This is a genomic window from Mongoliitalea lutea, from assembly GCF_014652135.1.
GTDB lineage: Bacteria > Bacteroidota > Bacteroidia > Cytophagales > Cyclobacteriaceae > Mongoliitalea > Mongoliitalea lutea.
Map to the genome: position 1 here is coordinate 57,827 of NZ_BMYF01000010.1, position 13,969 is coordinate 71,795.

The window sequence follows — 13,969 nt, forward strand, 5'->3', positions numbered from 1 at the left end:
TTATAGTTTGAATCTCAAATGTGCCAATTAAATTTGACCTATGAAATATTTTCCGGTATTAGTTCTGCTATTGATTTTTTCTTCCTGTGTTCAATCCAAAATCTTCCCAATCGGTCCATCTCGAGCTTGTTTTGAACCAACAGATGGAGTGGTATTGGCTCCTTTTCAGGATATAGGCTTCAATGAGGCAGTCAAATTGGAGGGAATCATTCAAGAGGAATTGAAGAAAGCGGGTTTTGGTAATGTAGAAACCGCCCCTGATTTGGAATATGAAATGCTCGCAGCAGGCATCAAGGATGTGGATGATCCGGATCAATTTTACCGGTTTTTTTCAGAGCTAAAAAGGCAGTGGTTTATCCAAGTGGATATCGTGGGATGGAAGAATGAAGGTGGTTTGGCCTATGAACAGGAGGATTTGGGAAGAAAGGGCTCGGATCCTTATTACGTGAGTCCACAAATCTCTAATAGTAATGTGGTCAAAGTGCGATTCATCGTGTGGGATACGCAGCAGGATGTCAAAGTTTATGAGTTCGAATCCCAGACTACAGCATCCGGTATTCCGATTCCAAGTGGCAATGATGAGGATATGTATTCCCTAAACTTATCCTCCATGTCCATGGTCCTGCAAAAATCGGTAAGAAAAGGAGCGATTCATCTTGGGAAAAAGATGAAGTGTATCTAATCAGTCCAGACCTGGCAGATTTTAAAAACCTGCCAAGTCTGGTACTAGTAAAATAAGTTTATTAACCACGCGAGCACTACTATCATGCCTAAAGCGCTTACTCCCATCAAAAAGGTGAGCAGGGTATAACTTCTCAGTGCCTCAGCAACACTCAGTCCTGTAAACTCCTTTACAATCCAAAAATAAGAGTCATTGGCATGGGATACACTCATGGCTCCCGCACCAATGGCACTTATCAATAAACCCGTTTGCATAGCTGAAAAACCAGTTTCTGCCGGCAGCATACTAATGAGCAGAGAAGCGGAAATAATCATCGCGGAGGTACTGGAACCCTGTGCTGTCTTCAAAAAAGCACTTATTCCAAAGGCCAATAAAATCCATCCAAAAAGTGAAGAGGGCTGCATGTTCCAGGATTGAAGGATTTCCTGCAAACCAATTTGTTTTAAAATGGTTCCAAAGCCAGCACCGGAACCGGTTAATACAAGTATTGGTCCAGCGGTGACTATTCCTTTTTCAAAAGCAATCCGCATTAAATTACTCCCATCAGGAGCTTTTAATTTCCAAAAGCCCAATGCCAATCCACAGCTGATCGCTAGGAAGGGATTGCCAGCAGTTTTTAATACTTGCCCAAGTGCTTCATTGGTTATCAGGGAATGTAGATTCCCGATGGCAATCAGTAGTAGTGGTAGGGATATTACAGAAGCTGACCAAAAGAATGAGGGTATTGGTGTCGCAGTGGGTGTATTAGCAGTAGCTTTTTCAGGAAGTTGCTCATGTAATTTTTGATTGGCAAAACGCTTAGCCCACCAGGCCACCACAAGCAGAACAGGGATCATCAGAAGTATTCCCAAAAGCAACACTACTCCTAATTGTTGCTCCATCTGCATCATGCCCGCCACAGCCAAAGGCCCAGGTGTGGGAGGGATAAGTATATGTGAAAGGTAGAGTCCTCCTGCTAAAGACAGACTGAAGGTCAAGGGTGATATTCCGGAGGTTTTGGAAAGATTCTTCCCTACAGGATCCAATAATATAAATCCAGCATCGCAGAAAACAGGGATTCCGACCACCGAACCCATCAAGCCTGTACTCAAAGCGGGGAACCTTTTACCAATGCTGGACCATAATTTTAGCGCCAGACTCATGGCTGCCCCAGATTTTTCTAATAGGTAACCAAAAACACAACCTAAAATAATTATCAGCCCAATCTGTCCAATCAAACTTCCAAATCCCTTACTGAATTCCTCAATGGCACTAGAAACATGCATGCCTGCAGCCACTCCCACCCACACAGCCGCTACAGCTAATGCAATCAAGGGATGGATTTTCCATCGGGCGGTTGCCAAGATTATCCAAAGGATTGATAGAAATAGATGAAAAACAACCATTGAGAAATAAGTCTGAATTGTTTACCGAGGTGCATAAATATCCCAATAATCTTTTGGAGAAACAATTCTAGTGGTTTTATGCTGCTGAAATGTGAAATGATTGGTGTTTCCTGTAATGATAAATGAAGCTTGGGATGTTTCAGCCAGCTCTAAAATCTTATTGTCATTTTTCAATTGATATTGATAAAACTCGCGATCCCAAATCGTACACCACTTCGCTGATAGCTGCTGTTTTCGAAGCCAACACCCATCTCCAAGCGGAACAATCGGAACAAATTATCCAAGGAATATCCCGCTTCCCAATAATGTGGGCTGTTTTCAGTCTTGAGGTAGTTGAAGAAGATATTTTCCCGAATGCCTGAGAAGCGCAGCATGGGCAGTTGGGTGAGGAGGAATTTTCGGAACTGGTAGTGAACGATGGCACTGACATAATTGGAACTCGTGCTGTATTGGTAATAATCCAAAAACCGGTAATTGGTCGCCACACCCATATTGGCAAAGACCGTACGATTTCCTCCAAAATGCTTAAAATCCATAAAGCCTACCCGGTTATTGTTAAGAAAAGTACCAGCAGTTAGGTTGTAGTCCAGTTTTCCGCTGACGCCAAAATTGAAGAAATGTTCGATTCCGACTTCGGCCCAATCAAAGTCCGCTGCATTGATGTCATTGGTCAAGCTTGGGATAGCTTTTCGATATTTTAGATTGATTAGTGGAGCAGAATCGTAAATTGGCGATTTACGTCCGTTTCGGATGCGGTATTTCATTCCTGGTCTCCAATCAATGGAACTTGACCATATAAATGCCTGATGGTTTTCAAAGGCCGCAGGACCTGCTTCTATATTTTCAGGAGTGTTGGAAGTATACACCCGTTCCGGTCTTCTATAAAAGCTGAAATCGGAATTGTTATCCAACATTCTCCGCTCTGCCCAGGAAATTTGTGTTCGGAAGGTGAAGGCATCGGTGAATCTGCGGTAGTAATAGGCTCTTATAAAATCCTGCTCAAAAAGTTTCATGTAGTTGAGTCTAAAAAGTAGGGAGTAGAGCATATTCACTTGTTCCTGAATAGGATTTTCCGTGTTGAATTGATAGATGTACCGACCTCCTTGAACCCCGAAAGTAGTGCTTTGGCGTCCCATAGTAATGGAACGTCGAATGCCCATAGTTCCATAGAATTGTTGACTGGCAAAACCATAGCGGAGTTCTGGACTAAAATTCCATGAACGCACATGTCTTGTCACAGAATCGGCTAACTTTTCCACTTTTTCTAAGCGATAGTAACCCGATAAACCCACCTTAAACCCTTCTACTGTATTGAAGGAAAATTTGGTGAAGTTTTGGTCAAAAGCAAGTGTTTTTCCTTTGCCAAAGTTGTAGCGTCCTCCTGTCAGGATATCTCCGGGGCTGAATTTTCTTCGGGCTTTTTTGGCAATGCTATCTACATCAGAAGTCTTAGCTGCTTCAATGACTGCCAAGCTATCATCCCGGATGTATCCTCTGATTTCTTCATCAGTTAATTTCACAGGACGAATACTATCCCAATAGCTCAAGTCCCGTTTGGTTGCCAAGGAGTCTATGCTGTAATTCCGCTCTGAGACAACTTCCAGTTCTTCCATTTCCTGTGCAGCCTCTTTTTCATACTGATTGATCAGCTTGCGGAAGTCCTTTTTGGTCATTTGGTCGGCATTGGCCATTTGCTCCAAGGCAGATTCTTTGCGGTTGAATGTGGTGATTTCCTTGGGTACCTCATCTACTTTTTCATCGATGATTTTGGTCTCTACCAATAAGTCAGGATTGAGTGTGATTTTATAATCTCTGGTAGATGCCAAGTAGGTGTATTCCCCTGCAAAGCCAAAAAACTTTCCTCCAAAGGTGTACGTATGGGTGGCTGGCATCCATACATTGTCGGCAACAGGGGTGTAGAGCTGTTTGACTCCTATTTGAAAACCCAATAAGGAAGTGGTTAAGTCCAGACTATGAATGGCCCACAAATCATCAATGATGTAAATCGTCCCTTCAAAGACACGTTCACCTCTGGAGCGTGGTGTGACTTTAATTCGGTTGACCATAACTCCTTGGTCGATGAAAGAGCCTTCGTATTTAAAGCGGTAATAAGCAAAGGCATTAGGTGCCAAAGGGGAGACTGCTTCGTTGATTTTGGGATTATAAAAGCTGGTAGCTATATAAGGAGCAGGGGAGGTCTGATTATTGTCGCCGCTGCTGCGGATGCTGATGACTTTTTCGGTAACGGTATTGGGTTGGCGAAAGGTGATTTGGGAGACTGATTCTGTGGTATAGGCTTCGTTTAGTTTAAGTCCATCTTTTTCCAGTTCTTTTTTGAGAAAAAATGGCGCATTGGTCAGTTTGCCTGTGCCTTTCAGATAGACCATCATACTGTATTCCTCCACTTGCAGTCTATGGAATTTGGCTTTGGTAATGGCCTTGCGCATAATGGTCAAGGCCGGGTCTTCCTGTCCGGTCTTTACCGTCACTTCTTGCAATGCATACACCTGTTCGTCTAATACAAAATCCAATTGAACCCAGCTATCTTGGATTTCTACCGTTTTGATTACGGATGAATAGCCTAGGTATTGGGCTACCACATCGTAAAATCCAGGTTTCAATTTGTATTCATAATATCCATTTTGGTTGGTAGGAACGCCATCGCCAAGGTTTCGGATAAAAATAGAGGCAAATGGTAATTCCTCTCCCCGGTCATTGCTTACTTTGCCACGGATACCCTGTGCAGTTCCTACAAGTGGCAGGCTGATTATAAAAAGCAACAGGAGGAAGGTATGTTTCATGCAGTCAATGATTAAAACTCTTGAACGAGTGTGAAAACTGTTAAGTTTAGTAATAAATTTCATAAAATTAGTAGACAATCATCCTTTTATTAAGCGTAAATCATTTTTAGTATTTATTCGTTACCTTTAGTGTGTAAAATAACAATCGATTTGGATATACAATCTGTCAAGATCGACCTGATTCATTGGCTTACCGAACTCGAAGATACTTCAATCCTTAAAAAGCTTCAGATTATAAAAGAACTGGAGGAGAATACTCTTTTATTAAGTGAAGAACAACAAAAGGAGTTGGATATCAGATTGGAAAAATATGAAAATGGACAGCTTGAATTTACTTTTTGGGAAATAGTTAAAACTAGGATAAAAAGTCAAATCAATTAAAGTAATGCACATAATAAATTTGAAATCCTGCAACTGATTTTTTAGTATGCCACTTCGCTTCAATTAAAGAAACTAATTCCTTTTGTAATTCTCCAGTAAAAAATTAGTTTTGTAGAAGAGTTTCGTTGAAACCTTCCCTGCCAAAACTACTATGCGGAGATTATTGCTCTCATGTGTCTTGATGTTCTGTTTTATTACAGACGGCATCGCTCAAAATGAATTTAAAGAAATTCGGTTTGAATATGAGGGTGGGATAAAAAAAGCGCAATACCTGCTAACGGGTAAAGTCACTAGTAAGGAAACTGGTCTACCTTTGGATAATGTAGCCATTCATATTGACGGATTTTTTACAGGAGTCAATACCGATAAAAATGGTTTGTATGTTTTTCCTTTAGACTCCGGGAGACACCGGATTGTTTTCAGGCGCTTTGGGAAACAAGCGGATTTTTACATAGTCCATATTTACAGAGATGCAGTTTTGGATGCTTCCATTAGTAATTTGGACTTTCAATTGGAGATGTTTACGGTCATGGCAGAAGAGCGGGATAGGAATGTCAAAAGTCCCATCACAGGAGTGACCAAGATGAATATTGAAGAATTGAAATTAGTACCAGCATTGATGGGGGAACCGGATGTGTTCAATGTTTTACAAAGTATGCCAGGCGTTACTTCCGTAGGAGAGGGTTCAGCGGGCTTAAATATCAGAGGAGGCCAAGCAGATCAGAATCTTATTTTGATGAATGAGGCGATCGTATTATCCAATAATCATGCACTTGGGTTTTTATCAGCATTCAATGGGGATGTGGTGCAAAATTTTGCTCTTTATAAAGGAAATGTTCCGGCTCAATTTGGAGGAAGAAGCGCTTCTGCACTCAATATTGATATGCGTAAAGGAGATTTTGAAAACTGGAAAGGTTCGGTCTCCCTCGGTACAGCAGTTACCAAGTTAATGTTGGAAGGACCAATCAAAACAGATAAGACCAGTATTATAGCTGGGTTGAGGAGGTCTAATCTCAATTGGAAGCTGGGTACAGTAGATCAGTTGGATGTAAGCAATAGCCGACTTAATTTCAGTGACGTTTATGCCGGGCTTACGCATAGATTTTCCCAGAAGCATACGCTAGAGTGGAATGTCCTGCACACAGGAGACCGATTTCAGTTTTCTGACCAATTTGGTTTTCGCTGGAATAATACCGTAAGTTCACTGACCAGTAAGAATTTACTTTCAGACAACTTTTCACTTATAGGTATGCTTGCTTACGGGGATTTTACCAATCGTTTTTTTGAACCTTCGCCCAACGACGCTTTTGAAATAGCTAATGGATTGCAGTATCAGCAGGGTAAATTGTCTGCACTGTGGACCACAGAGACTGTTGAATTTACCTTTGGGGTGGAGGCAGTTAATTATCAGATGAAACCTGAGAGAAGGGAACCATTAAATGAGCGTTCTGGAATTTCTCCAGCCACAGTTAACAAGCAACAAGGATTGGAATGGGCGCCATTCGTAGGTTTGGACTGGAATGTTTCTGAAACATTCTCTTTCTCCCTAGGAGCACGATATTCATTTTACCAGCAAAATGGTCCTGATTCTGTCTTTATTTACCGAGAAAACCTGCCAATTTCACGCCTGAATATTGTCGATAGAGTAGCGTTTGAGTCGGGACCAATTGTAAATTATGGAGGGTTTGAGCCACGGTTTTCTTTCCGCATTGCTTTGGATGACCGACAGTCCGTCAAAGCAGGTGCCTCTGTGATGAATCAGTATCTACAAACTATTTCGGACGCTACGGGGCCTACACCCATAGATCTATGGCAGGTCAGTACCAGTTATATCCTGCCGCAACGCTCATTTAATTATTCCCTGGGTTATTTTAGGAATTTCAAGGAGAATGATTGGTCAACTTCTGTGGAAGGATTTTACCGGACTACGCAAAATCAATTGGAGTACCGTGATTTTGCCCAATTATTCCTCAATCCACATATCGAAACTGAGTTGGTGCAAGGGGAGGGAATGGCTTATGGAGCAGAGTTGATGATCCAGCGCAATAGAGGGGGAGTTACAGGTTGGCTATCCTACACCTTTAGTCGCTCCCTTATCAGAACTACTGCGCCTTTTCAGGAAATCCAAGTTAATCGAGGAGAATGGTTTCCTACCAATTTTGATAGGCCACATATTCTGTCCTTGGTGGGGAATGTTAATTTGGGGAAAAAGCGCTTTTTCAATGCTTCTTTCAATTATTCTACCGGCAGGCCTGTAACTGCTCCGACGGCCAACTACATTATCGCAGGTATCTTTGTGCCAGATTTTGGAGATAGAAACCAATTCCGTATTCCAGATTATATACGCTTGGATTTCTCGTACCTGACCAACGGCATTGTTAGAGAATGGAATGATTCTTTCAATTTCTCTATTTATAATGTATTAAGTCGCAGGAATGCTTATTCGGTTTTTTTCGAACGGGAAAACCAATCCAGACGCCTCCGTCCATTTCAATTGTCCATCTTAGGGTCCATTTTCCCTACGATGGCTTACACGGTTAATTTCTAAGCGCTATGAAAGACAAGATGTATAGATTTTTGATCGCAAGTGTTGGTTTACTTATATGGAATTCTTGCGTAGATCCCTTGGATTTTATTGGAGAAACGGAAAGAGGTTTTGTGGTGATATATGGATTGTTTACAGATGATTCAGAAAGTGTACATAAGGTAAATGTTGGGGTCACACAAAATTTCGGTTTAGTTCAAGCTCCAGTAAACAACGCTAGGGTTTCTTTACTATCAGATACTGGGCTGCTTCGGCAGTATAGTCCTTCGGGTAACGGAGATTATATATTAGAAGGTGTTGCCGGTATCCCTGGTACATCTTACTCCCTAATAGTCGAAATTAATAATGAAGTATACCAGTCATCTTTTGAGCGAATGCCTGAATCAAATGCCGAAGACCAAGTGGATTTTAGATTTACCAGTATCCTAACGGATACACGGATCGAAGTACCAACCTTCGAAGTCTTTGGATCTTCTACAATTGAAGATGCCGCTGAGCCTTTGTATCTGAGATGGAGCGCCGAGGAAACGTACCTTTGGACTTTGCTGGATATACCGGCTTCTGGCCCATCTACACCGGTAATTGAGCCTTGTTTTATTCAATCTGTGATAGAGCCTAATAGAATCAATTTGTTTAGCACTGCTGGTACACAGACACGCTCGGTGGAGTTGTTTTTTGGTAGAAGGAATGTGGATGATTCTTTTTTGAATCCTTTTTTTGTTACCATCCTTCAATACAGTTTGAATCAGGAAACGTATGAATATTGGGAAAAAATCAGGGTTGCCATCAGTAACCAAGGAGGGATATTTGATACACCACCGGCACCTGTAACTGGGAATTTCCGAAACATCTCCGATGAAGAAGAGCGGGTGTTAGGGATTTTTGAAGTGGCCAAGGTTCAAAAGACACGCTTTTTTACAACGTCAGACGATGTTCCATTTTTTTTACAGCGACCATGTGTGTTTTCTCCGACTCGCTCGATTACATCTTACCCAGCATCCTGTCTCAGATGTGAGGAGAGAGCGCAAGGTCGGAGGATAATCCGTCAGCGACCATCTTGGTGGGTGTTTGAATAATGATACTTTCTAATCTTTTAACTTTGTAAGTCTAAGGGCAAATGGTTACAGGATTATTCAAGGACTGTGGTCCAATCCAGCTATTTTTTATTGAATCGCCTTATTAAGATTTGGATAGCACTTGACCAACTTAGAATTGATAGCAAATCTTTTGTTAATCGGCCCTGTTTTCATGCTTTTTTTGCTTTAATTTTTAAGAATAGTAGTCAAAAGAAATTTAATTTGGACATGAGGGGTATTTCCAAAAGAATGGATTTAAATGTAGGGAGGGGTTGGCTGCTAAGAATTTTCACTTTTTTAAAAAAAACTAAAAATTTTAACTATTCGAAAAATTCAAACGTTTTCGGTTGAATAATCACTAACAAAAACTTTATTTGGTTACTGATTATTAAAAAATACCAATATTCTGTTAACATCATTTCTTGCAAAACCGATATGTGGCATTTGTTAATAATTGCAAAATTCAATTTAATCGCTCATTTTAGATTTGAAATTAACTACATAAACCAAAACCGTTTTTTTCAAAACAACAAACCCTATGAGAAATTATTTACAACAAGTAAAGACGTATGTGTTAGTTGCTTCGCTGATGATGTTCAGTATAGCAGCAGCATTTGCGCAAGGCAGGGAGGTAACAGGAACCATCCTGGATGCTACCTTGAAGGACCCGCTTCCGGGAGTAACTGTCCTAATCAAGGGTACCACAAGAGGTACTACTACTGATTTGGATGGTAATTTTAGATTAACAGTTCAGCCTGGTGATCAGGTGTTGGTTGTTTCTTTTGTTGGATTTACAGCACAGGAGATCACCATCGGTAATCAGTCTACCTTTAACATTGAATTGGAGGAAGATATTCAAAGTCTTCGTGAAGCGATCGTTATTGGTTATGGTACACAAGATAAAAAGGAAATCACATCAGCAGTTGCCTCTGTAAGTTCAGAGCAATTTAACCGAGGTAACTTCCCGAATCCTACCCAGTTATTACAAGGTAAGGTAGCTGGTTTGAACGTATCAAGACCGGGTGGTAACCCAAATGCGCAACCTGAACTTCGACTGAGAGGTATCTCTTCCTTCGGTGCTGCACAATCTCCATTGATTGTATTGGATGGCGTCATCGGTGCTTCTATCGATGCAGTGGATCCAAATGATATCGAATCTTTTGATGTATTGAAAGATGCATCTGCTGCGGCTATTTATGGTACTAGAGGTGCTGCCGGTGTAATCTTGATTACTACCAAAAAAGGCACTTCGAAAAAAGGAATTTCTTCTGTAACGATCAATACGTTTGGTTCTGCTGAGCAGCCAACCAACTTTATTCCAGTATTGTCTCCAGAGCAATTTGTAGAAAGAGGTGGTGTTGATTTCGGTTCCCGTACAGATTGGAGAAGAGAAGTAACGCAGACAGCATTGAATGGTACAGTAAATGCTTCTGTTACAGGTGGATTTGAAAATACTTCATTTTTAGCATCTGTCAACTACCGTAATAACGATGGTATCGTAAAAGGTACAAACAGAGAGCAATTGAATACCCGATTCAACTTAAATCATGGTGCATTAAATAACCGATTGAGAATGAATCTGAACTTGTCTTATACAAATATCGATGAGACCAACGTCAATGGTGAGGCTGTAAGGTATGCGACTATCTACAATCCAACAGCGCCGATTTTCGAGGATACAGAAGCCGCTCAGCGATTTGGTGGATATTTCCAGAGACAATTGTTTGATTTTTATAATCCAGTGGCTTTGATAAATCAGCAACGTTTTACCAATGAAATTGCTGCTACTATTTATTCTTACAGAGTTGAGTTTGATATTACAGATAATTTGACTGTTGCATCTCAGTTTTCTCAGGATAGATTTACAAGATTAGGAAGTAACTTCTGGTCTCGTCAGGACTTCGATGTGGGATTCGGTAGATTTGGTCAAGCTGGACAAAACATGGAAACTAGAACTCAATCTATTTGGAATGGTACCATCCGTTACCAAAATGAGATCGCTGACAATTTGGACTTCACATTCTTATTAGGTGGTGAAACACAGACGTTCTATGAGAGATCTAATAACATGGAAGTCGCAAGATTCCTATTTGATGTAGGCCCTAATAATTTGGGCGCAGGTGGTTTGAGATTTGGTCCTGGTACAGCTTTAAGTTCATTTGCAGAAAGATCTGTTTTGAACTCTCTATTTGCAAGAACAAGTTTTAACTATAACAATACTTATTTCTTGAATGCATCCGTAAGAGCGGAAACATATTCAGGATTTGGTAGAGATAATCAAACAGGTATATTCCCTGCGGTATCCTTAGGTGCTGATTTTACCCAGATTTTTGATATGGGTATCTTCAATCAATTCAAACCAAGAGCATCCTTCGGGGTCGTGGGTCAATTGCCTCCATCTGCTACGTTAGCTTTAGGTGTGTTTGGTAATGGTAACAGAATTCCGTTAAACCCTGATCAGCCTATCAACTCTGTTTTTGTCGGCCCTCGTCAGTTATCTAACCCTAACCCTCAGTTGCGTTGGGAAACTACCAGAGAATTTACGATTGGTTTAGACTACGGAATCATGAACGGAAAAATCACTGGTCAGATTGATTATTACAAGAGAACTATTTCTGACTTGTTGTTCAATGTTGAAGTACCTGTTGGTGCGCCTAACGAATTTGCTCCGGGTAACTTCTACACAGCCTCTAACATTTGGGCAAATATTGGTGAGTTGAACTCCGGTGGTTTTGAATTTTTGGCTCAGTTAAACGGTACTAAATTAGGGGTGGTAGATTGGATTCCTTCCTTGAATTTCACCATTTATGAAAGAGCAAGATTTGGTAATATTGGTGTTGGCTCTATTCAGTTACCTGAAATTAGACAAGGTATTCCAGGTTCTCCAGGACAAAACAATAACCCGATCGTATGGAATAGAGAAGGTGAAAGAATCGGTGATTTCTGGGGTCCACGTATGCTAGGTTTGACAGATGCAGGAGAGTATATTCTATCAGGTGAAAATCCAGAAGAATTTGAAAGACTAGGAAATGGTTTGCCAATTGGTGATTTCGGTTTCTCAAATACCTTTATCTACAAAAATTGGGATTTGAATTTCTTGTTAAGAGGTAGTTGGGGTCATCAGATTTACAACTCCTTCAGAGGATTCTACGAAAATGCTGATGGTGCTTCCTTAACATGGAATTCTGTATTGACTCGAAACACTCCTACCAATCCTTTGGTTACATCTACACCAACGTTCTCTGACTTGTACTTGGAGCCAGGAGATTTCATGAGATTGGATAACCTTCAAATTGGTTACAACGTACCATCTACATCGGCCTTTATCAATAACTTACGTCTGTATGCAGGTGTTCAAAACTTGTTTACTATTACACAATTCTCAGGTGTAGATCCTGAAGTTAGATGGACGGATACAGAAGACGTGTTTAATCCAAATCCGTTGGCCCCAGGTATTGAGCGTAGGAATACTTATTTCTTGCCAAGAATCTGGACTGCGGGTTTAACAATAACCTTTAAATAACATAAACCTAAATTATATATGTTACGATCAATTAAATCATTATTCGTCGGGAGCCTGGTAGCGATGACCATGGGGTCATGTTGGGAGTTGGAGCAGGAGGTACTTTCTGGGATTACCCAAGAGCAATTGAACAATAACGTGACTCCTGAGCTTATCGAGGTGTTGAAGCAAACTGCTTATTCGGCAGTAGTAGGGAACTGGGGTAGCCACGGTGGCTTATACAGTGTATTAGAAGTGACAGCGGATCAATTGGCAATTCCTCAAAAGGGTGCTGACTGGGAAGATGGAGGTATCTGGTTAAGAGCGCATAGACATACATGGTTGTCAGTAGATGGTCCTTTGAACGGTTCATGGCAATATCCTTTCACTATAGTTGCTGAATGTAATCTCTTATTGCAGCAGTTTCCTGATTTGGAAGAGTTAGGTGCAGAACTTAGAACCCTTAGAGCACTAGCATATTTATGGTTGATCGATACTTTTGGAAATGTGCCAATTATTCGTGAAACTGATAGAGGTGGTAGTCCTGCTCAAAATACAAGAGAACAAGTGTTTCAATTCATTGAAAACAGTATTTTGGAAAATGTGGATTTGCTAACCAGAAACAATACAAGAACTAACTTGAATTACTGGACTGCACATATGATTCTTGCCAAATTGTATTTGAATGCAGAGGTGTATACAGGAACAGCAAGATGGGCAGACGCTGAAAGAATTTTAGATGTAATCATCAATGAAGGTCCTTACAGCTTATCTCCAAATTTCTTTTCAAACTTTTCTGCGAATAATTCCAATTCGCCCGAAAACATGTTTACACTTCCTTATGATGCTAACAATGCAGGTGGTTTTAACATTCATCAAATGACTTATCACTATTCTTCTCAGTTGACATTTGACTTACAAGAGCAGCCATGGAATGGTTATGCTGCTTTGGAAGAGTTTTATAATAGCTTTGAAGATGGTGATACCAGAAAAGCTTCACTTAGAGAAGGTCCCCAGTTTGAGTCTGATGGTGTTACACCAATCATTGATGATTCTGTTGAGCCAGCAGATCCTGATGGACCAGCAATTAATTTTACTCCAAATATTAATATGCTAGCGCCTAATGCTTTGAGACAAGCAGGTACAAGAATTAACAAATGGGAAATTCCTGTTGGACAAGGTCCCGATTTGGACAATGACTTTGCAATCTTCCGTTATGCTGATGTCTTGTTGATGAAAGCAGAGGCTGCTTGGAGACAAGGAAACACCGCTGTTGCGCTTAACTTTGTAAACCAAGTTAGAGAAAGAGCCAATGCACCTGCTTTGACTACTTTAAATGCTGACCTATTATTAGCAGAAAGAGGTAGGGAATTATTTGCAGAAGGTCACAGAAGATCTGACTTGATTCGTTTTGGTAGATTTAATGCTCCATGGTGGGAGAAAAATGCTTCTCCAGCCTTTAGAAACTTATTCCCAATTCCTGAGAATCAGTTGCAGGCTAACCCTAACTTGAGACAAAATCCAGGTTATTAATATTTCTTGAATAACTATAAAAGAAGTGTGCCTTTTTGGTACACTTCTTTTTAATTTTTATAGC

8 protein-coding genes are annotated in these 13,969 nt (G+C 40.7%); 6 read left to right on the forward strand and 2 right to left on the reverse strand.

Annotated features, from left to right (window positions below; genetic code table 11):
- The first annotated feature begins 40 nt into the window (after positions 1-40).
- A complete protein-coding gene (locus IE080_RS09520) occupies positions 41-682 on the forward strand; it encodes a hypothetical protein (RefSeq protein ID WP_189581257.1) in 642 nt (213 codons plus the stop codon).
- Positions 683-726: 44 nt separating this feature from the next.
- Here IE080_RS09520 and IE080_RS09525 read toward each other — a convergent pair whose 3' ends face one another.
- Both IE080_RS09525 and IE080_RS09530 read right to left on the reverse strand, forming a co-directional pair.
- Positions 727-2,067 carry a GntP family permease gene (locus tag IE080_RS09525; RefSeq protein WP_189581260.1) on the reverse strand — a complete coding sequence of 447 codons (1,341 nt, stop codon included), beginning with the start codon at positions 2,065-2,067 and terminating at the stop codon, positions 727-729.
- A 170-nt stretch (positions 2,068-2,237) separates the two neighbouring features.
- Positions 2,238-4,868 (reverse strand): DUF5686 and carboxypeptidase regulatory-like domain-containing protein, encoded by a 2,631-nt coding sequence (locus IE080_RS09530; RefSeq protein WP_189581263.1) that lies wholly within the window; start codon positions 4,866-4,868, stop codon positions 2,238-2,240.
- Positions 4,869-5,018: 150 nt separating this feature from the next.
- Here IE080_RS09530 and IE080_RS09535 point away from each other — a divergent pair, with 150 nt between their 5' ends.
- The 5 genes from IE080_RS09535 to IE080_RS09555 all read left to right on the forward strand — a co-directional run bounded on the left by IE080_RS09535 (position 5,019) and on the right by IE080_RS09555 (position 13,905).
- Positions 5,019-5,249 (forward strand): addiction module component, encoded by a 231-nt coding sequence (locus IE080_RS09535; RefSeq protein ID WP_189581266.1) that lies wholly within the window; start codon positions 5,019-5,021, stop codon positions 5,247-5,249.
- A gap of 151 nt (positions 5,250-5,400) precedes the next feature.
- Positions 5,401-7,797 (forward strand): TonB-dependent receptor, encoded by a 2,397-nt coding sequence (locus tag IE080_RS09540; RefSeq protein WP_189581268.1) that lies wholly within the window; start codon positions 5,401-5,403, stop codon positions 7,795-7,797.
- 5 nt (positions 7,798-7,802) lie between these two features.
- Entirely contained in the window at positions 7,803-8,870 is a 1,068-nt protein-coding gene (locus IE080_RS09545) for a DUF4249 family protein (RefSeq protein WP_189581270.1), read from the forward strand.
- 538 nt (positions 8,871-9,408) lie between these two features.
- Complete coding sequence (locus IE080_RS09550; RefSeq protein ID WP_189581274.1) at positions 9,409-12,393, forward strand: carboxypeptidase-like regulatory domain-containing protein; 2,985 nt, start codon at positions 9,409-9,411, stop codon at positions 12,391-12,393.
- A gap of 18 nt (positions 12,394-12,411) precedes the next feature.
- Positions 12,412-13,905, forward strand: a complete 1,494-nt coding sequence (locus tag IE080_RS09555) for a RagB/SusD family nutrient uptake outer membrane protein (RefSeq protein WP_189581277.1) — start codon at positions 12,412-12,414, stop codon at positions 13,903-13,905.
- Positions 13,906-13,969: the final 64 nt, after the last annotated feature.

What these genes read in the sequence shown, in the direction of transcription:
- IE080_RS09520 (WP_189581257.1), top strand. Translation starts at nt 41, where the DNA reads ATGAAATATTTTCCGGTATTAGTTCTGCTATTGATTTTTTCTTCCTGT.
- IE080_RS09525 (WP_189581260.1), bottom strand. Translation starts at nt 2,067, where the DNA reads ATGGTTGTTTTTCATCTATTTCTATCAATCCTTTGGATAATCTTGGCA.
- IE080_RS09540 (WP_189581268.1), top strand. Translation starts at nt 5,401, where the DNA reads ATGCGGAGATTATTGCTCTCATGTGTCTTGATGTTCTGTTTTATTACA.
- IE080_RS09550 (WP_189581274.1), top strand. Translation starts at nt 9,409, where the DNA reads ATGAGAAATTATTTACAACAAGTAAAGACGTATGTGTTAGTTGCTTCG.
- IE080_RS09545 (WP_189581270.1), top strand. Translation starts at nt 7,803, where the DNA reads ATGAAAGACAAGATGTATAGATTTTTGATCGCAAGTGTTGGTTTACTT.
- IE080_RS09530 (WP_189581263.1), bottom strand. Translation starts at nt 4,868, where the DNA reads ATGAAACATACCTTCCTCCTGTTGCTTTTTATAATCAGCCTGCCACTT.
- IE080_RS09555 (WP_189581277.1), top strand. Translation starts at nt 12,412, where the DNA reads ATGTTACGATCAATTAAATCATTATTCGTCGGGAGCCTGGTAGCGATG.